At 54.7% G+C, this 19447-nt stretch carries 14 protein-coding genes; 13 read left to right on the forward strand and 1 reads right to left on the reverse strand.

Annotated elements, in window-relative coordinates:
• The first annotated feature begins 112 nt into the window (after window positions 1-112).
• The 8 genes from ihfB (at window position 113) to OGV83_RS04400 (ending at window position 9116) form a co-directional block, all read left to right on the forward strand.
• Window positions 113-397, forward strand: a complete 285-nt coding sequence (ihfB, locus tag OGV83_RS04365; RefSeq protein ID WP_000167332.1) for an integration host factor subunit beta — start codon at window positions 113-115, stop codon at window positions 395-397.
• Window positions 398-791: 394 nt separating this feature from the next.
• Entirely contained in the window at window positions 792-3056 is a 2265-nt protein-coding gene (locus OGV83_RS04370; protein WP_286463187.1) for a ComEC family protein, read from the forward strand.
• Between the two features lie 36 nt (window positions 3057-3092).
• Window positions 3093-4841: a lipid A ABC transporter ATP-binding protein/permease MsbA gene (gene msbA / locus OGV83_RS04375; RefSeq protein WP_012133012.1), complete on the forward strand. Its 1749-nt coding sequence runs from the start codon at window positions 3093-3095 to the stop codon at window positions 4839-4841.
• Window positions 4838-5815, forward strand: coding sequence for a tetraacyldisaccharide 4'-kinase (gene lpxK, locus OGV83_RS04380; protein WP_199971427.1), 978 nt, complete (start codon window positions 4838-4840; stop codon window positions 5813-5815). Before msbA ends, lpxK begins: the two co-directional genes overlap by 4 nt.
• Window positions 5816-5858: 43 nt before the next feature.
• Window positions 5859-7091, forward strand: a complete 1233-nt coding sequence (locus OGV83_RS04385; protein WP_200028589.1) for a winged helix-turn-helix domain-containing protein — start codon at window positions 5859-5861, stop codon at window positions 7089-7091.
• A gap of 51 nt (window positions 7092-7142) precedes the next feature.
• Complete coding sequence (gene ycaR, locus OGV83_RS04390; protein ID WP_012133009.1) at window positions 7143-7325, forward strand: protein YcaR; 183 nt, start codon at window positions 7143-7145, stop codon at window positions 7323-7325.
• A complete protein-coding gene (gene kdsB, locus OGV83_RS04395) occupies window positions 7322-8068 on the forward strand; it encodes a 3-deoxy-manno-octulosonate cytidylyltransferase (RefSeq protein WP_012133008.1) in 747 nt (248 codons plus the stop codon). The genes ycaR and kdsB overlap by 4 nt, the downstream gene beginning before the upstream one ends.
• A gap of 154 nt (window positions 8069-8222) precedes the next feature.
• Window positions 8223-9116 carry a YcbJ family phosphotransferase gene (locus OGV83_RS04400; protein WP_012133006.1) on the forward strand — a complete coding sequence of 298 codons (894 nt, stop codon included), beginning with the start codon at window positions 8223-8225 and terminating at the stop codon, window positions 9114-9116.
• On the opposite strand, the gene elyC is transcribed toward OGV83_RS04400, so the two are convergent.
• Window positions 9093-9872, reverse strand: coding sequence for an envelope biogenesis factor ElyC (gene elyC / locus OGV83_RS04405; protein WP_286463189.1), 780 nt, complete (start codon window positions 9870-9872; stop codon window positions 9093-9095). The two genes, OGV83_RS04400 and elyC, sit on opposite strands and share 24 nt — an antisense overlap.
• A 135-nt stretch (window positions 9873-10007) precedes the next feature.
• Between elyC and cmoM the strand changes: the two genes are divergently transcribed.
• From cmoM to ldtD, 5 genes are all read left to right on the forward strand, one after another.
• Complete coding sequence (gene cmoM / locus OGV83_RS04410) at window positions 10008-10787, forward strand: tRNA uridine 5-oxyacetic acid(34) methyltransferase CmoM (protein ID WP_286463190.1); 780 nt, start codon at window positions 10008-10010, stop codon at window positions 10785-10787.
• Between the two features lie 3 nt (window positions 10788-10790).
• The gene (gene mukF / locus OGV83_RS04415; protein WP_058668967.1) at window positions 10791-12113 is read left to right on the forward strand and encodes a chromosome partition protein MukF; all 1323 of its coding nucleotides are present in this window, start codon (window positions 10791-10793) and stop codon (window positions 12111-12113) included.
• Window positions 12094-12798, forward strand: a complete 705-nt coding sequence (gene mukE / locus OGV83_RS04420; protein WP_024130476.1) for a chromosome partition protein MukE — start codon at window positions 12094-12096, stop codon at window positions 12796-12798. Before mukF ends, mukE begins: the two co-directional genes overlap by 20 nt.
• Window positions 12798-17267, forward strand: a complete 4470-nt coding sequence (mukB, locus tag OGV83_RS04425; protein ID WP_286463191.1) for a chromosome partition protein MukB — start codon at window positions 12798-12800, stop codon at window positions 17265-17267. The genes mukE and mukB overlap by 1 nt, the downstream gene beginning before the upstream one ends.
• A gap of 272 nt (window positions 17268-17539) precedes the next feature.
• A complete protein-coding gene (gene ldtD, locus OGV83_RS04430; protein WP_049009175.1) occupies window positions 17540-19402 on the forward strand; it encodes a L,D-transpeptidase in 1863 nt (620 codons plus the stop codon).
• Window positions 19403-19447 lie beyond the last annotated feature (45 nt).

Raw genomic sequence — 19447 nt, forward strand, 5'->3', positions numbered from 1 at the left:
CTTGACAGATTACAAGATTCGTCCTGTAATCAAGCACTAAGGGCGGCTACGGCCGCCCTTAATCAATGCAATAACAGCAGCAGCCAATTTGCTTACAGGAACCGGAGGAATCATGACCAAGTCAGAATTGATTGAAAGACTTGCAACCCAGCAATCTCACATTCCCGCGAAAGCGGTTGAAGATGCAGTAAAAGAGATGCTGGAACATATGGCCTCGACTCTTGCGCAGGGCGAGCGTATTGAAATCCGCGGTTTCGGCAGCTTTTCTTTGCACTACCGCGCACCTCGTACCGGACGTAACCCGAAGACTGGCGATAAAGTAGAACTGGAAGGAAAGTATGTTCCGCACTTTAAGCCGGGTAAAGAACTGCGCGATCGCGCCAATATTTACGGTTAAGTTTTAACGAAAAACTTGATCCAGAAAAAAGCACCTAAATGGTGCTTTTTTCATTTCTGCATTCCGACCGGAAAAGAGACTTTAACGCCACCATCTGGCATAAAGCAGCGCCTGATGGCGCTACGCTTATCAGGCCTACAGATATGTATCTGTGACTCCGTAGGCCGGATAAGACACTTTGCGTCGCCATCCGGCACAAAGCAGCGCCTGATGGCGCTACATTCATCAGATCTACAGATACGTTCTCGTAGGCGTAACTGGAAAGCCTCTCGCATTTTTATGTGCATCTTGCATTCCCAACGCGAAAACCACGGAATTTGCGCCGAATAACCACAAATTGTCGCCAGACAAACGTGAGCTAAATCTGCACACTTCCTGTAACAGGGAGGTGTCTATGAAAATAACAACGGTCAGCGTGTGTGCATTATGCGGAATTCTTCCGCTAATACTCTTACCTGTACTTCCCGGTTCGTTGTGTCTCATTGGCATATTTTGTTTTGCCTGCGCGCTGTCCTTTGTTCCATATAAATATACGCAGTACGCCAGCTTGACCCTGCTGTTTTTTCTCTGGGGAATACTTGCTGCAAAGCAAGCCGTCTGGCCGGGTAATACCTTGCCTGGCGCAACACAAGAAGCCGTGGTGCAAATTACGGCGACCGATCATGCCACCACACATTACGGGCAAATTACCCATGTACAGGGGAAACGCCTGTTTCCCTCGGTGGGCGTTGTTCTTTATGGGCAATATTTGCCCGGCGAGGTGTGTGCAGGTCAACGTTGGGCGATGAAACTAAAAGTCCGTGCCGTGCATGGTCAGCTTAATGAGGGGGGATTTGATAGCCAGCGTTATGCGCTTGCGCAACATCAGCCTCTGAGCGGCCGGTTTCTGCATGCGACGGTCATCGAATCGTCATGTAGTTTACGCGCGCGTTATCTTGCTTCCCTCAATACCACGCTGGCGCACTACCCCTGGCAGCAGGTTATCCTGGCATTAGGCATGGGCGAGCGTTTATCAGTATCGCAAGATGTCAAAAATATTATGCGCGATACTGGTACGGCGCACCTGATGGCCATTTCAGGGTTGCATATCGCCTTTGCCGCACTGCTGGCGGGAGGATTGATTCGTGGCGCGCAATTTTTACTTCCCACCCGGTGGATTCACTGGCAAACGCCGTTAGTGGGAGGGATTGTGTGCGCGACGTTTTACGCCTGGCTCACGGGGTTACAACCCCCCGCGTTGCGTACGGTTGTGGCGCTGGCGGCGTGGGGATTACTGAAGCTGAGCGGTCGGCAATGGAGCGGTTGGGAGGTCTGGTTCTGCTGTCTGGCGGCAATAGTGATTGCCGATCCGATTGCTGTTCTGTCGCAAAGTCTGTGGCTTTCGGCCTTTGCCGTCGCAGCGCTTATTTTCTGGTATCAGTGGTTTCCTGTACCGGCCTGGGCGTTGCCTCGGGCAGGGAAAGTCGTGTTGGATCTCGTTCACTTACAGTTGGGCATTACGCTTCTGCTCTTACCTGTGCAAATAGCGCTTTTTCATGGCGTAAGTGTGACCTCTTTTCTGGCGAATCTGTTTGCTGTTCCTTTGGTTACATTTATCTCTGTACCACTGATACTGGCGGGAATGATCGGCCATTTGACCGGTCCGCTGATGGCTGAAGAAGGCCTCTGGGCGCTGGCTGACGCCTCTCTGGACGTGTTGTTCCGGGCGCTGAAAAGTCTGCCGGAAGGGTGGATTAATATTGATTATCGCTGGCAATACCTGTCTTTGGCTCCCTGGTTAACGCTTATGGCATGGCGATTGAATGCCTGGCGAACTTACCCGGTGATCTGTTTGTCTGGCGTGTTGCTGTTGAGCTGGCCGTTATGGCGTACGCCGCGCACGGAGGCGTGGCAGGTTCATATGCTGGATGTCGGACAGGGGCTGGCGATGGTTATCGCGCATAATGGGAAAGCGATACTTTATGATACGGGACGCGCCTGGCCGGATGGCGATAGCGCACAGCAGCTCATCATTCCCTGGCTACGTTGGCACAATCTGGAACCTGAGGGGATTATCCTGAGCCATGAACATCTGGATCATCGGGGTGGCCTGTCATCATTACAGAAGACGTGGCCTTCGCTCTGGATACGAAGCCCATTAGGCTGGAAGGGCCATCTGCCGTGCTTTCGTGCGGAGCAGTGGACGTGGCAGGGGCTATCCTTCAGCGCACACTGGCCGATTAAAGGAAACAGGGAAAAGGGCAACAACCATTCCTGCGTGGTTAAAGTGGATGACGGAAAGCAGAGTATTTTGCTGACGGGCGATATTGAATCTCCGGCTGAACAAAAAATGCTAAGTCGTTATTGGCGGCATTTGCAGGCGACAATTATTCAGGTTCCGCATCATGGCAGTAATACATCGTCGTCATTAGCGTTAATTCAACGGGTTGAGGGCCTGGCCGCGCTGGCGTCGGCATCGCGCTACAACGCCTGGCGTCTGCCTTCCTGGAAGGTAAAACAGCGCTATCAACAACAAGGTTATCAGTGGCTGGATACCCCGCATCAGGGGCAAATTTCGGTGGATTTTTCCCCGCAAGGCTGGCGCATACGAGGTTTACGGGAGCAAATTTTACCTCGTTGGTATCATCAGTGGTTTGGCGTGTCAGAGGATAACGGGTAGAATATGCGGCTATTTCAACAAATGCTGGTTTTTTGAATGCATAACGATAAAGATCTCTCTACGTGGCAGACGTTCCGCCGACTGTGGCCTACCATTGCGCCTTTCAAAACTGGGCTGATCGTGGCGGGTGTCGCGTTGATCCTCAATGCGGCCAGCGATGCTTTTATGTTATCGCTCCTCAAACCATTGCTGGACGATGGTTTTGGTAAAACAGATCGATCGGTGCTGCTTTGGATGCCGCTGGTGGTTATTGGCCTGATGATATTACGTGGTATCACCAGCTATATTTCCAGCTACTGTATTTCATGGGTATCGGGCAAAGTGGTGATGACCATGCGCCGTCGTCTGTTTGGTCATATGATGGGGATGCCTGTTGCATTCTTTGATAAACAATCAACGGGGACACTGCTTTCTCGTATTACCTATGACTCAGAACAGGTTGCGTCATCGTCTTCCGGGGCGTTGATTACGGTCGTGCGTGAAGGTGCATCGATCATCGCTTTGTTTATCATGATGTTCTATAACAGCTGGCAACTGTCGATCATTCTGGTCATTTTGGCGCCCGTTGTGTCTATTGCGATTCGCGTGGTATCGAAGCGTTTTCGTAGCATCAGTAAAAACATGCAGAACACGATGGGGCAGGTGACCACCAGTGCAGAGCAGATGCTGAAAGGCCACAAAGAAGTGCTTATCTTTGGCGGTCAGGAAGTTGAAACGAAGCGTTTTGACAAAGTCAGCAATAAAATGCGTCTGCAAGGGATGAAAATGGTGTCTGCATCATCCATCTCTGATCCGATCATTCAGCTGATCGCGTCTCTGGCGCTGGCCTTTGTTCTCTATGCGGCTAGCTTCCCGAGCGTAATGGACAGCCTGACTGCGGGTACGATTACCGTCGTATTCTCATCAATGATTGCCCTGATGCGTCCTCTGAAATCGCTGACCAACGTCAATGCGCAGTTCCAGCGTGGTATGGCGGCATGCCAGACGCTGTTTGCTATTCTGGATAGCGAGCAAGAGAAAGATGAAGGCAAACGCGTAATTGAACGTTCGACAGGCGATCTGGAATTCCGCAATGTGACCTTTACCTATCCGGGGCGTGAAACACCTGCGCTGCGCAATATCAATCTGCATATTCCGGCGGGTAAGACGGTTGCACTGGTCGGGCGTTCCGGTTCAGGTAAATCAACCATTGCCAGTCTGATCACGCGCTTCTACGACATCAATGAAGGGAATATCCTGATGGATGGACACGATCTGCGTGAATATACCCTGTCTTCATTGCGTAATCAGGTCGCGCTGGTTTCGCAGAATGTGCACCTGTTTAACGATACGGTTGCGAACAACATCGCCTATGCGCGTACTGAAGAGTACAGCCGCGAGCAAATTGAAGAAGCGGCGCGTATGGCGTATGCCATGGACTTTATCAGCAAGATGGATGACGGTCTGGATACGGTTATCGGCGAGAACGGCGTACTGCTTTCTGGTGGCCAGCGTCAGCGTATCGCGATTGCCCGTGCGTTGCTGCGTGACAGCCCAATCCTGATTCTGGATGAAGCCACCTCTGCGCTGGACACCGAATCCGAACGCGCGATTCAGTCCGCACTGGATGAGTTGCAGAAAAACCGTACTTCGCTGGTTATCGCGCACCGCCTCTCAACGATTGAACAAGCTGATGAAATTGTCGTGGTGGAAGACGGGATTATTGTTGAGCGTGGAACCCATCGCGAATTGCTGGAGCAGCGCGGTGTGTATTCGCAACTGCATAAAATGCAATTTGGCCAATGATCGCCCGCATCTGGTCTGGTGAATCGCCCCTGTGGCGTCTTTTGCTCCCACTCTCCTGGCTGTATGGCCTGGTGAGTGGGGGGATTCGCCTGTGCTACCGGCTGGGAATTAAACGCGCCTGGCGTGCGCCGGTGCCGGTCGTTGTCGTCGGGAACCTTACGGCGGGGGGCAACGGAAAAACGCCGGTCGTTATCTGGCTGGTCGAGCAACTGCAACAGCGCGGCATTCGCGTGGGGGTTGTTTCGCGGGGGTATGGCGGTAAAGCGGCGTCTTATCCGCTGTTGCTTACTCCACAAACGTCCTCTGCGGAAGCGGGCGATGAGCCGGTACTGATCTATCAACGAACCGGCGCGCCTGTCGCTGTCTCGCCGGTTCGCTCAGACGCAGTAAAAGCGATTCTCGCGCGTCACGATGTACAAATTATCGTGACAGATGACGGGCTACAGCATTATCGTCTGGCGCGCGATATTGAAATCGTTGTCATCGACGGCGTGCGTCGGTTTGGCAATGGCTGGTGGTTGCCCGCAGGGCCGATGCGTGAGCGCGCCAGCCGGCTTAAATCGGTAGATGCGGTGATCGTCAACGGCGGCGTTGCCAGACCAGGAGAAATTCCGATGCAGCTGGCGCCAGGGCTGGCGGTCAATTTATGCACCGGTGAGCGCCGTCATGTCGCGGAGTTAAGCAACATTGTCGCGATGGCGGGGATTGGCCATCCTCCACGTTTCTTTGCTACGCTCGAAGCGTGTGGGGCGTCGCTACAGAAATGCGTTCCGTTGGCCGATCATCAGTCTCTCGCCTCTAACGATGTGAAGGCGTTAGTAACCGACGGGCAAACGCTGGTCATGACGGAAAAAGATGCCGTTAAATGCCGGGGATTTGCCGAGGACAACTGGTGGTATTTACCTGTAGACGCGCGTTTGTCGGGTGAACAACCTGACGCACTGCTTGAACAACTCATCTCGCTGGCTCGCTAGCACAAATTGATGTGGCGGCAGCGAACGATTCCCGGAGTTATACATGTCGTTGCCGCATCTCTCTCTTACGGATGTTCGTCATCTCCATCTTGCTGCGCAAGGTTTGCTGAAAAAGCCCCGCCGTCAGGCATTGCCTGCGGATATTCTCGCGACGATTTCGCGCATGTCTTTATTGCAAATCGATACGATCAACGTTGTGGCGCGCAGCCCCTATCTGGTGCTGTTTAGCCGTCTGGGCCACTACCCGCAACAGTGGCTGGACGACTCGTTGTCGCGTGGCGAACTCATGGAATACTGGGCGCATGAGGCCTGTTTCTTACCGCGTAGCGACTTTACGCTAATTCGTCACCGTATGCTGGCGCCTGAGAAGATGGGCTGGAAGTACAAAGCATCGTGGATGCAGGAACATGCCGATGAGATCGCGCAGTTGATCCAGCATATTCATCATAACGGCCCTGTGCGCTCAGCGGATTTTGCGCATCCACGCAAAGGCGCCAGTGGATGGTGGGAATGGAAGCCGCATAAGCGCCATCTTGAAGGATTGTTCACTGCCGGGAAAGTCATGGTTGTAGAACGGCGCAACTTTCAGCGCGTGTATGACCTGACGCAACGCGTGATGCCGCACTGGGACGATAAACGCGATTTACTGTCGCAGGCAGAAGCAGAAATCGCCATGCTGGATAATAGCGCGCGCAGTCTGGGGATTTTTCGCGAGCAGTGGCTGGCGGATTACTATCGCCTGCGGCGACCTGAAGTGAAAACGTGGCGTGATATCCGCGTTGAACAAGGGCAACTGGTTCCCGTTCAGGCCGACAGGCTGGGGGCAATGTGGCTACACGCCGATCTGTTGCCGCTACTGGAGCAGGCGCTGAACAATAAGCTCACCGCTACGCATAGCGCGGTTTTATCCCCTTTTGATCCCGTCGTCTGGGACCGGAAACGGGCAGAGCAGTTGTTCGATTTTAGCTACCGCCTGGAGTGCTATACCCCGGCGCCTAAACGCCAGTACGGCTATTTTGTTTTGCCGCTGCTGCATCGGGGGCAGTTGGTTGGGCGCATGGATGCCAAAATGCATCGCAAAACGGGCGTGCTGGAAGTCATATCGCTCTGGTTGCAGGAGGGGGTTAAACCGGGCCCGACGCTGCAAAAAGGGCTGTTGCAGGCGATTAATGCGTTCGCTCGCTGGCAACAGGCCAGCCGCGTCACGCTAGGGAACTGCCCATCCGCCTTGTTTGCAGAAAATCGTCATGGCTGGGAAATAGACGCGGTCTCATAAACGATTATGTTAATATTGATGGATTCACAATCCGGTCCATCTGGAGGAACTATGGATCATCGTCTACTTGAAATCATTGCCTGCCCGGTATGCAACGGCAAACTCTGGTATAACCAGGAAAAACAAGAACTGATTTGCAAACTGGATAACCTGGCTTTCCCATTGCGCGATGGCATTCCGGTATTGCTGGAAACGGAAGCGCGTTCCATTACTGCTGATGAGAGTAAATCATGAGTTTTGTGGTCATTATTCCCGCTCGTTTTTCGTCCACGCGTCTGCCCGGTAAGCCTTTACTGGATATCAACGGCAAACCGATGATCGTGCATGTTCTGGAACGCGCGCGCGAATCTGGCGCTGAACGCATTATTGTCGCGACGGACCATGAAGATGTCGCTCGCGCGGTAGAAGCGGCGGGTGGGGAAGTCTGCATGACGCGCGCTGACCATCAGTCCGGGACGGAGCGTCTGGCGGAAGTCGTTGAAAAATGCGGTTTTAGCGACGATACCGTTATTGTGAACGTGCAGGGTGATGAACCGATGATCCCGGCGGTGATTATTCGTCAGGTGGCGGAAAACCTGGCGCAGCGCCAGGTTGGTATGGCGACGCTGGCGGCGCCGATTCACGGTGCTGAAGAAGCCTTTAATCCTAATGCAGTGAAAGTTGTGCTGGACGCTGAAGGCTATGCGCTTTATTTCTCGCGTGCGACGATCCCCTGGGATCGCGATCGTTTTGCGAAAAGCCTTGAGACCGTGGGCGACACGTTCCTGCGCCATCTGGGAATTTACGGCTATCGCGCCGGGTTTATTCGCCGCTACGTGAACTGGCAGCCCAGCCCGCTTGAGCATATTGAGATGCTGGAGCAGCTTCGTGTGCTGTGGTATGGCGAAAAAATCCATGTTGCCGTCGCCAAAGAAGTCCCGGGAACGGGCGTTGATACAGCCGAAGATCTTGAGCGCGTTCGCGCCGAAATGCGCTGATATCCGCTATCGCACTCCTCTCACAAATGGGAGGAGTGTCGTATCGTTACGATTTTCCCTTCATTTTTCTTTTCATCAATTGATCTCATCCGGGTGACATCTGTCCATACGGCGCTCATTATAAAAGCAGTGGCGTTTATGAGGGCAATCTGAAATGGAACAGCTGCGAGCCGAACTGAGTCATCTGCTGGGCGAAAAACTCAGCCGTATAGAGTGCGTGAGTGAAAAGGCGGATACGGCCTTGTGGTCGCTGTACGACAGTCAGGGAAACCCGATGCCGCTGATGGCGAGAAGTTTTACGACCCCCGGCGTGGCGCAGCAACTGGCATGGAAAACGACCATGCTGGCGCGTAGCGGCACGGTACGCATGCCGGTTGTCTATGGCGTGATGACGCATGAGGAACACCCCGGGCCTGATGTCCTGCTGCTGGAGCGTCTGCGTGGCGTCTCTGTGGAAGCGCCCGCCCGCACGCCTGAGCGCTGGGAGCAGTTGAAGGATCAGATTGTAGAAGGTTTGTTAGCCTGGCATCGACAGGACAGCCGGGGTTGCGTAGGCGCGGTGGATCATACGCAGGAAAATATCTGGCCGTCCTGGTATCGCCAGCGTGTTGAAGTGCTATGGACGACGTTAAACCAGTTCAACAACACCGGGTTAACCATGCAGGATAAACGCATTCTGTTTCGTACCCGGGAGTGCCTGCCTGCGCTGTTTGAAGGATTTAATGATAATTGTGTGCTCATCCACGGCAATTTTAGCCTGCGCAGTATGCTGAAAGATGCCCGCAGCGATCAGCTTCTGGCGATGGTGGGGCCTGGCGTTATGCTGTGGGCGCCACGAGAGTATGAACTGTTTCGGCTGATGGACAATGCGCTGGCGGAAGGGTTGCTCTGGCATTATCTGCAACACGCGCCAGTGGCGGAATCGTTCATCTGGCGGCGTTGGCTTTATGTGTTATGGGACGAAGTCGCGCAGCTGGTCAATACCGGGCGTTTTAGCCGCTCCAACTTTGACCTCGCGACAAAATCACTGCTGCCCTGGCTCGCCTGACGCGCCTTTCAGCCACTGCCAGATGCGCCCCAGCGTTTCATAACCGGCGCGATCGCTATGCATCAACCATACCGGGGAGGGAATTGCTCGCTCCCACGGATTTAACGGTGAATCTATCGCCAGTTGATTGGCTGGCGCAGGCAGCGGATGTAACCCAACATTCTGGAAGAAGATCATGGCGCGCGGTAAGTGGGAGGCGGAAGTGACCAGCAGGAAAGGGGCATCGCCTATGGCCTGTTTCACCGCTTCCGCCTCTTCTTCGGTATCTTTTGGCTGATCCAGCGTGATGATGTCGCTGCGTGGCACACCCAGCGATTCCGCCACTCTTGCACCCGCTTCTGCCGTACTCACGCGATTGGTTTTTGCCGCCGCGCCCGTAAAGATCAGTTTCGATCCCGGATTGGCCAGCCAGAGGCGTACGCCTTCGTTCAGACGTGGGAGGCTGTTATTGATCAGATTCGAACTGGGCGCCCACTGGGGGTTCCAGGTGTAGCCGCCGCCCAGTACCACGATATAGTCTACTTTTTGCGTTCCCTGCCAGGTGGGGTAACTGTCTTCAATCGGTTTGAGCAAACGGTCAGCAACAGGTTGCAGGCTTAACAGAAATATTGCCAGCCATCCCAGGCTGATAAACGCCTTCCCGGTTTTCTGAAAGCGGCTAAACCATACCAGCGCCAGCCCCACGCCCATGATGAGCAGCATAAAGGGAAGCGGCAGCAACAGACCGCCAGTCACTTTCTTCAGAGTAAAAAGCATCCTTTTTGGTTCCTTTTTTGACCATACAGCAGGGGATCAGCAGGGATATTACACCAGACAGGTTAAATATCGCCGCGACTATGACAAAATAGCTTCTTTTTAAAAGCACACCTGAGCCAGCCTGTGGAGAGTCCGATGCGGGACCGCAATTTTGATGACATTGCTGAAAAGTTTTCCCGTAACATCTACGGAACCACTAAAGGACAGCTGCGACAGGCGATTCTGTGGCAGGATCTTGAGCGGTTGCTGGCGGAATTCGGCGAGCGAAAACTGCACATCCTGGATGCTGGCGGCGGAGAGGGGCAAACGGCCATCAAAATGGCGGAGCGTGGGCATCAGGTTACATTGTGCGATCTGTCCGGCGAGATGATCGCGCGTGCGCAGCAGGCGGCAGAAGCAAAAGGTGTGAGCGGAAACATGCATTTTATACAATGCGCCGTTCAGGATGTCGCTTCGCATTTGGAAACCTCCGCTGATCTGATATTGTTTCATGCTGTGCTGGAGTGGGTGGCGGAACCGGTCGGCGTGTTAGAGACGCTTTGGTCAGTTTTGCGCCCCGGCGGAGCACTGTCGTTAATGTTCTACAATGCTAACGGCCTGTTGATGCATAACATGGTGGCAGGGAACTTTGACTATGTGCAGGTGGGGATGCCAAAACGCAAAAAGCGTACGCTTTCGCCAGACTATCCACGTAAACCCGAGCAGGTTTATCAGTGGCTGGAAGATATTGGCTGGCAGATTACCGGTAAGACCGGCGTACGCGTATTTCATGATTATCTGCGTGAGAAGCATCAACAGCGTGACTGCTATGAGATGTTAGTTGAATTAGAAACGCGTTATTGCCGCCAGGAGCCGTATATTAGCCTTGGCCGCTACATTCATGTCACCGCGCGCAAACCGCAGATGCAAGGATAACTTATGAGTGAATTTTCCCAGACAGTCCCCGAACTGGTTGCCTGGGCCAGAAAAAATGACTTTTCCATCTCTCTGCCGGTAGACCGACTTTCGTTCCTGCTGGCGGTAGCCACGCTGAACGGCGAGCGCCTGGACGGGGAGATGAGTGAAGGCGAACTGGTGGATGCGTTCCGCCATGTCAGTGATGCGTTTGAGCAAACCAGCGAAACCATCGGCGTGCGCGCCAACAACGCGATCAACGATATGGTACGTCAACGTCTGCTGAACCGCTTTACCAGCGAGCAAGCGGAAGGCAACGCCATTTATCGCCTGACGCCGCTCGGGATTGGCATTACCGATTACTACATCCGCCAGCGTGAGTTTTCCACGTTGCGCCTTTCCATGCAGCTATCCATTGTCGCGGGTGAACTGAAGCGGGCGGCGGATGCGGCAGATGAGGGCGGCGACGAATTTCACTGGCATCGCAACGTTTATGCGCCGCTGAAATATTCGGTCGCGGAAATTTTCGACAGCATCGACCTGACCCAGCGCATCATGGATGAGCAGCAGCAGCAGGTAAAAGACGACATTGCGCAGTTGCTGAACAAAGACTGGCGCGCGGCGATTTCGAGTTGCGAACTGCTGCTTTCTGAAACATCCGGCACGCTGCGTGAGTTACAGGATACGCTCGAAGCAGCTGGCGATAAATTGCAGGCCAATCTGTTACGCATCCAGGACGCCACGATGGCGCATGACGACCTGCATTTTGTGGATCGTCTGGTGTTCGATCTGCAAAGCAAACTCGACCGCATTATTAGCTGGGGTCAGCAATCCATCGACCTGTGGATTGGCTATGACCGACACGTACACAAATTTATCCGTACCGCGATTGATATGGATAAAAACCGCGTCTTTGCCCAGCGACTGCGCCAGTCCATCCAGAGCTATTTTGATGAGCCGTGGGCGCTGACCTATGCCAACGCCGATCGTCTGCTGGATATGCGCGATGAAGAGATGGCGCTGCGCGATGAAGAGGTGACCGGCGAACTGCCGCCGGACCTGGAATATGAAGAATTTAACGAGATCCGCGAACAACTGGCGGCGATCATCGAAGAACAGCTGGCTATCTATAAATCCAGACAAGCCCCACTGGATCTCGGCCTGGTAGTGCGCGAATATCTGGCGCAATACCCACGAGCGCGTCACTTCGACGTGGCGCGTATTGTTATCGATCAGGCGGTACGTCTTGGCGTAGCGCAAGCAGACTTCACCGGACTGCCAGCCAAATGGCAGCCGATTAATGATTACGGAGCCAAGGTACAGGCGCATGTCATTGACAAATATTGAACAAGTGATGCCGGTCAAGCTGGCGCAGGCGCTGGCAAACCCGTTATTTCCGGCGCTGGATAGCGCATTACGCTCCGGCAGACATATCGGTCTGGATGAGCTGGATAATCATGCCTTCCTGATGGATTTCCAGGAGTATCTGGAAGAGTTTTACAGTCGCTATAACGTCGAACTGATTCGCGCGCCGGAGGGGTTTTTCTACCTGCGCCCGCGTTCCACGACGATTATCCCGCGCTCCGTCTTGTCTGAACTGGACATGATGGTGGGTAAAATCCTCTGTTACCTCTATCTCAGCCCGGAGCGGTTGGCAAATGAGGGGATTTTTACCCAGCAGGAACTGTACGATGAGCTGCTCGCCCTGACAGACGAAGCCAAATTGCTGAAACTGGTCAACAACCGCTCAACGGGGTCTGACGTGGATCGTCAGAAACTACAGGAGAAGGTGCGCTCGTCGTTAAACCGTCTGCGTCGCTTAGGGATGGTGTGGTTTATGGGCCATGACAGCAGCAAATTCCGTATCACGGAATCGGTGTTCCGCTTTGGCGCGGATGTGCGTACCGGTGACGATCCGCGTGAAGCGCAGCGTCGCTTAATCCGCGATGGGGAAGCCATGCCGGTTGAAAATCACCTGCAACTCAACGATGAGACCGAAGAGAATCAGCCGGACAGTGGAGAGGAAGAATAATGATTGAACGCGGTAAATTTCGCTCACTAACGCTGATTAACTGGAACGGCTTTTTTGCCCGCACCTTTGACCTCGATGAGCTGGTCACCACGCTGTCCGGCGGGAACGGCGCCGGTAAATCCACCACGATGGCGGCGTTCGTCACGGCGCTGATCCCGGACTTAACCTTATTGCATTTCCGTAACACCACGGAAGCCGGGGCCACCAGCGGATCGCGCGATAAAGGCCTGCACGGTAAGCTGAAAGCGGGCGTCTGTTATTCCATGCTCGACGTCCTCAATTCCCGCCATCAGCGTGTTGTGGTGGGCGTGCGTTTGCAGCAGGTCGCCGGACGCGATCGCAAAGTTGATATCAAACCGTTTGCCATTCAGGGCTTGCCGATGTCGGTGCAGCCGACGCAGCTGGTGACGGAAACGCTGAACGAGCGCCAGGCGCGCGTGTTGACCCTCGCGGAGCTGAAAGAGAAGCTCGATGCGATGGAAGGCGTGCAGTTTAAGCAGTTTAACTCGATCACCGATTATCACTCGCTGATGTTCGATCTGGGCATCATTGCCCGCCGTCTGCGTTCTGCGTCCGATCGCAGCAAGTTCTATCGTCTGATTGAAGCCTCGCTGTACGGCGGGATCTCCAGCGCGATTACCCGTTCCCTGCGTGACTACCTGCTGCCGGAAAATAGCGGCGTGCGTAAAGCGTTCCAGGATATGGAAGCCGCGCTGCGTGAAAACCGTATGACGCTGGAAGCGATCCGCGTAACCCAGTCGGATCGTGACCTGTTCAAGCATTTGATTAGCGAAGCCACTAACTACGTGGCGGCGGACTACATGCGCCACGCCAACGAACGTCGGGTTCATCTGGATAAAGCGCTGGAGTTTCGTCGCGAGCTGTACACATCGCGTAAGCAACTGGCGGCGGAACAGTACAAACACGTCGACATGGCGCGTGAACTGGGCGAGCACAACGGTGCGGAAGGGGATCTGGAAGCGGATTACCAGGCCGCCAGCGACCACCTGAACCTGGTGCAGACCGCGCTGCGCCAGCAGGAGAAGATCGAGCGCTACGAAGCGGATCTCGATGAGCTGCAAATTCGTCTCGAAGAGCAAAATGAAGTGGTGGCTGAAGCCGCCGACATGCAGGAAGAGAACGAAGCCCGTGCGGAAGCCGCCGAGCTGGAAGTGGATGAACTGAAAAGCCAACTGGCGGACTATCAGCAGGCGCTGGATGTGCAGCAGACGCGCGCGATTCAGTACAACCAGGCGATCCAGGCGCTTGACCGCGCCAAAGCGCTTTGTCATCTGCCTGACCTGGCGGCGGACAGCGCCGCAGAATGGCTGGAAACGTTCCAGGCGAAAGAGCAGGAAGCAACGGAAAAACTGCTTTCGCTGGAACAGAAAATGAGCGTGGCGCAAACCGCGCACAGTCAGTTTGAACAGGCATATCAGCTGGTGGCCGCCATTAATGGCCCGCTGGCGCGTAATGAAGCCTGGAGCGTGGCGCGTGACCTGCTGCGCGAAGGCGTGGAACAGCGTCACCTGGCGGAGCAGGTTCAGCCGCTGCGTATGCGTCTGAGTGAACTGGAACAGCGCTTGCGCGAACAACAGGAAGCTGAACGCCTGCTGGCGGAATTCTGTAAACGTCAGGGCAAACATTTCGACATTGATGAGCTGGAAGCGTTGCACCAGGAGCTGGAAGCCCGCATCGCCGCCCTGTCGGATAGCGTTTCTAACGCCCATGAACAGCGTATGACGCTGCGTCAGGAGCAGGAGCAACTCCAGTCCCGCATTCAGCACTTAATGCAGCGCGCCCCGATCTGGCTGGCGGCGCAAAACAGTCTGAATCAGCTGTGCGAACAGAGCGGCGAAGAGTTTACCTCCAGCCAGGAGGTAACCGAGTATCTGCAACAGTTGCTGGAGCGCGAGCGTGAAGCGATTGTAGAGCGCGACGAAGTTGGCGCGCGTAAGAACGCGGTTGATGAAGAGATTGAACGCTTAAGCCAGCCGGGCGGCTCGGAAGACTCGCGTCTGAACGCGCTGGCGGAGCGTTTTGGCGGCGTGTTGCTGTCGGAAATCTATGATGACGTCAGCTTCGAAGACGCGCCGTACTTCTCCGCGCTGTACGGCCCGTCCCGTCATGCTATCGTGGTGCCGGATCTGTCGCTGATCGCCGAACAGCTTGAAGGGCTGACGGATTGCCCGGAAGATCTCTATTTCATCGAAGGGGACCCTCAGTCGTTCGATGACAGCGTCTTCAGCGTTGATGAGCTGGAAAACGCGGTGGTGGTGAAAACCGCCGAGCGTCAGTGGCGTTATTCCCGTTTCCCGACGGTGCCGATCTTTGGTCGCGCCGCGCGTGAAAACCGTATTGAAAGTCTGCATGCTGAGCGCGAAGGGCTGTCTGAACGCTTTGCGACGTTGTCCTTCGACGTGCAGAAAACTCAGCGTCTGCATCAGGCGTTCAGTCGTTTTATCGGCAGCCATCTGGCGGTCGCGTTTGAGGCCGACCCGGAAGCGGAAATTCGCCAATTGAATGGCCGTCGCGTTGAACTGGAACGCGCGCTGGCTACGCATGAAAACGACAACCAGCAGCAGCGTATTCAGTTTGAACAGGCGAAAGAGGGCGTCTCCGCTCTGAACCGTTTACTGCCGCGCCTGAACCTGCTGGCGGACGACACGCTGGCTGACCGCGTGGATGAAATTCAGGAACGTCTGGATGATGCGCAGGAAGCGGCGCGTTTTATACAGCAACACGGTAATCAGTTAGCCAAACTGGAGCCGATCGTCTCGGTTCTGCAAAACGATCCCGAACAGTTTGAGCAACTGAAAGAAGATTACGCATACTCCCAGCAAATGCAGCGGGATGCGCGTCAGCAGGCTTTTGCGCTGACGGAGGTCGTACAGCGTCGGGCGCACTTCAGCTATTCCGACTCGGCCGAAATGCTGAGCGGCAATAGCGATCTGAACGAAAAACTGCGTCAGCGTCTGGAACAGGCGGAAGCCGAGCGTACCCGTGCCCGTGAAGCGTTACGCGGTCATGCCGCGCAACTCAGCCAGTACAATCAGGTTCTGGCCTCACTGAAAAGCTCGTATGACACCAAGAAAGAGCTGCTGGGCGACCTGCAACGTGAATTACAGGATATCGGCGTGCGTGCCGACAGCGGTTCGGAAGAGCGTGCGCGTATCCGCCGTGACGAACTGCATACGCAACTGAGCAATAACCGCTCACGTCGTAACCAGTTGGAAAAAGCGCTGACCTTCTGTGAAGCAGAAATGGATAACCTGACCCGCAGACTGCGCAAGCTGGAACGCGATTATCATGAAATGCGCGAGCAGGTGGTCACCGCGAAAGCCGGGTGGTGCGCGGTGATGCGGATGGTGAAAGATAACGGGGTAGAGCGCCGTTTGCATCGTCGCGAGTTGGCTTATCTGTCGGCAGATGAACTTCGCTCCATGTCGGATAAGGCGTTGGGTGCGTTGCGTCTGGCGGTGGCGGATAACGAACACCTGCGTGATGTATTACGTATGTCGGAAGATCCAAAACGACCGGAACGTAAGATCCAGTTCTTCGTGGCAGTTTACCAGCATCTGCGGGAGCGTATTCGCCAGGATATCATCCGTACCGATGACCCGGTTGAGGCCATCGAACAGATGGAAATTGAGTTGAGTCGCCTGACGGAAGAGTTGACCTCCCGCGAACAGAAGCTGGCGATCAGCTCGCGCAGCGTGGCGAACATTATTCGTAAGACGATTCAGCGCGAACAAAATCGTATTCGTATGCTGAACCAGGGACTGCAAAACGTCTCATTCGGTCAGGTGAACAGCGTGCGTCTCAACGTTAACGTGCGGGAAACGCATGCGACCTTGCTGGATGTTCTTTCCGAACAGCATGAGCAGCATCAGGATCTGTTTAACAGCAACCGCCTGACCTTCTCTGAAGCGCTGGCGAAGCTGTATCAGCGCCTGAATCCGCAGATTGATATGGGGCAGCGTACGCCGCAGACCATTGGCGAGGAGCTGCTGGATTACCGTAACTATCTGGAGATGGAAGTCGAGGTCAACCGTGGTTCAGACGGCTGGCTGCGTGCGGAGTCCGGCGCGCTGTCTACCGGTGAAGCGATTGGTACCGGGATGTCCATTCTGGTGATGGTAGTACAAAGCTGGGAAGACGAAGGCCGCCGCTTGCGCGGAAAAGATATCTCCCCATGCCGCCTGCTGTTCCTTGATGAGGCTGCGCGTCTGGATGCGCGTTCCATCGCGACGCTGTTCGAACTGTGCGAACGTCTGCAAATGCAGCTTATCATCGCAGCGCCGGAAAACATCAGCCCTGAGAAAGGCACCACCTATAAGCTGGTGCGTAAGGTTTTCCACAATACCGAACACGTTCATGTGGTCGGACTGCGTGGCTTCGCCCCACAACTGCCGGAGACCCTACCTGGCACTGGCACCGAAGATGCCTCGTCGCAGGCCGCCGGGTAAGTAAGATGAAGACGGCCTTCGCGCCGTCTTTTTTCATCATAAAATCGATAAACAGAAGTCTGAAAAGCACCTTACACCAGGTGCTTTTTCTTTAAACTTCTTTACATTAGGTTAGGCAAAACCTTTTTGATGTTTATATACTGAAGGTAAGCCTGACGAGTAAGCAGGCTTGCTCGTCATACTTCAGAAGGTATTGGCGTTTTCAGGTTTTTACCCAATGTGAGCGGGCAACCTGGCTATTCAAAGTATGATAAAGAAACAGGGGGCAAGGGATGTTGCTTAACAAAATTTGTAGTCGTCGGCTGTCGGCAATCAGTTTATGCCTGGCCGTAACATTTGCTCCACTGTTCAGTGTGCAGGCCGATGAGCCTGAAATGATTCCTGGCGACAGCTCAGCGACCGTCAGCGAACAGCCTACCGCGTTGTCACAGCCGCAAGCGCAATCGCCTGCGACAGCGGTAATGGCGGGGATTCAGCCGCTGCCGGAGGGGATCTCTGCGGAGAAAGCCCGGGCTGAATTACAATCGCAACTTCCTTCTGGTTATACGCCGGTTTATCTGAATCAACTGGAACTGCTGTATGCCGCCCGCGATATGCAACCAATGTGGGAAAATCGCGATGCGGTGAAAGCGTTTCAGCAGCAGCTGGCGGAAGTGGCCATCGCCGGCTTCCAGCCGCAATTTACCACCTGGGTCGCGCTGCTGACCGACCCGTCAGTCACCGGTCTGGCGCGAGATGCTGTTTTATCCGACGCCATAATGGGCTATCTCCATTTCATCGCCAATATTCCCGTAAAAGGGACGCGCTGGCTATACAGCGACAAACCTTATGCGCTGGCAACACCGCCGCTTTCGGTGATCAACCAGTGGCAGGTTGCGCTGGACAACGGTCAGCTGACGACGTTTGTCGCCAGCCTTGCGCCACAGCATCCGCAATACGCCGCGCTGCATGATTCACTGAAAAAGCTTGTTAGCGACGCTCGCCCCTGGCCGCAGTTGACCAGTACCGCGACGTTGCGTCCTGGTCAGTGGAGCAATGATGTGCCTGCGCTGCGTGAGATTTTACAGCGCACCGGTATGCTGGAAGGCGGGCCTAAGATAGCGCTCCCGGGGGATGACGTGGCGGCCGATGTGGTTGTCAGCCCTTCCGCCGTCGCGGTGGAGCCTGCCGCCGTGAAACCTGTTGCCCGGCAATCCACTCAGCGCAGCCAACCCGCTCCGGCAGTCCGTGCGGCTTATGATCGTGAGCTTGTTGATGCGGTGAAACGTTTTCAGACCTGGCAAGGGCTGGGGGCGGATGGCGCTGTCGGCCCGGCGACGCGCGAATGGCTGAATGTGACGCCTGCGCAACGTGCAGGGGTACTGGCGCTGAATATTCAGCGTTTGCGTTTACTGCCAGGAGAATTATCAACGGGCATTATGGTCAATATTCCGGCCTATTCGCTGGTTTATTACCAGAACGGCAACCAGGTGTTGGCTTCCCGGGTGATTGTTGGCCGCCCCGATCGGAAAACGCCAATGATGAGCAGCGCGCTTAATAACGTGGTGGTGAATCCGCCCTGGAATGTGCCGCCAACGCTGGCCCGAAAAGATATTCTGCCCAAAGTCTGGAATGATCCGGGGTATCTGGAACGCCACGGTTATACCGTTATGCGCGGCTGGAACAGCAAAGAGACGATTAACCCGTGGCAGGTGGACTGGTCGACCATTACGCCATCGAACCTGCCGTTCCGCTTCCAGCAGGCGCCGGGCGCGCACAACTCGCTGGGGCGTTACAAATTTAATATGCCAAGTTCAGACGCGATTTATCTGCACGATACGCCGAATCACAATCTGTTCCAGAAAGATACGCGAGCGCTCAGCTCCGGCTGCGTGCGTGTGAATAAGGCCTCTGAGCTGGCAAATATGCTGCTTCAGGATGCAGGCTGGAACGATACGCGGATTTCGGATGCGCTGAAGCAAGGTGATACCCGGTACGTCAACATCCGTCAGAATATTCCGGTGAATCTGTATTACCTGACGGCGTTTGTGGGAGCAGACGGACGCACTCAGTATCGTACAGATATTTACAATTATGATCTGACTGCGCGATCCAGCGCACAAATTGTGTCAAAAGCAGAACAATTAATCAGGTAAATGAAGAAGTTCTGATAAATCTGTTGTCGTAATATTGGTCATCGG

Source organism: Citrobacter sp. CK189 (assembly GCF_030333505.1).
GTDB classification, from domain to species: domain Bacteria; phylum Pseudomonadota; class Gammaproteobacteria; order Enterobacterales; family Enterobacteriaceae; genus Citrobacter_B; species Citrobacter_B koseri.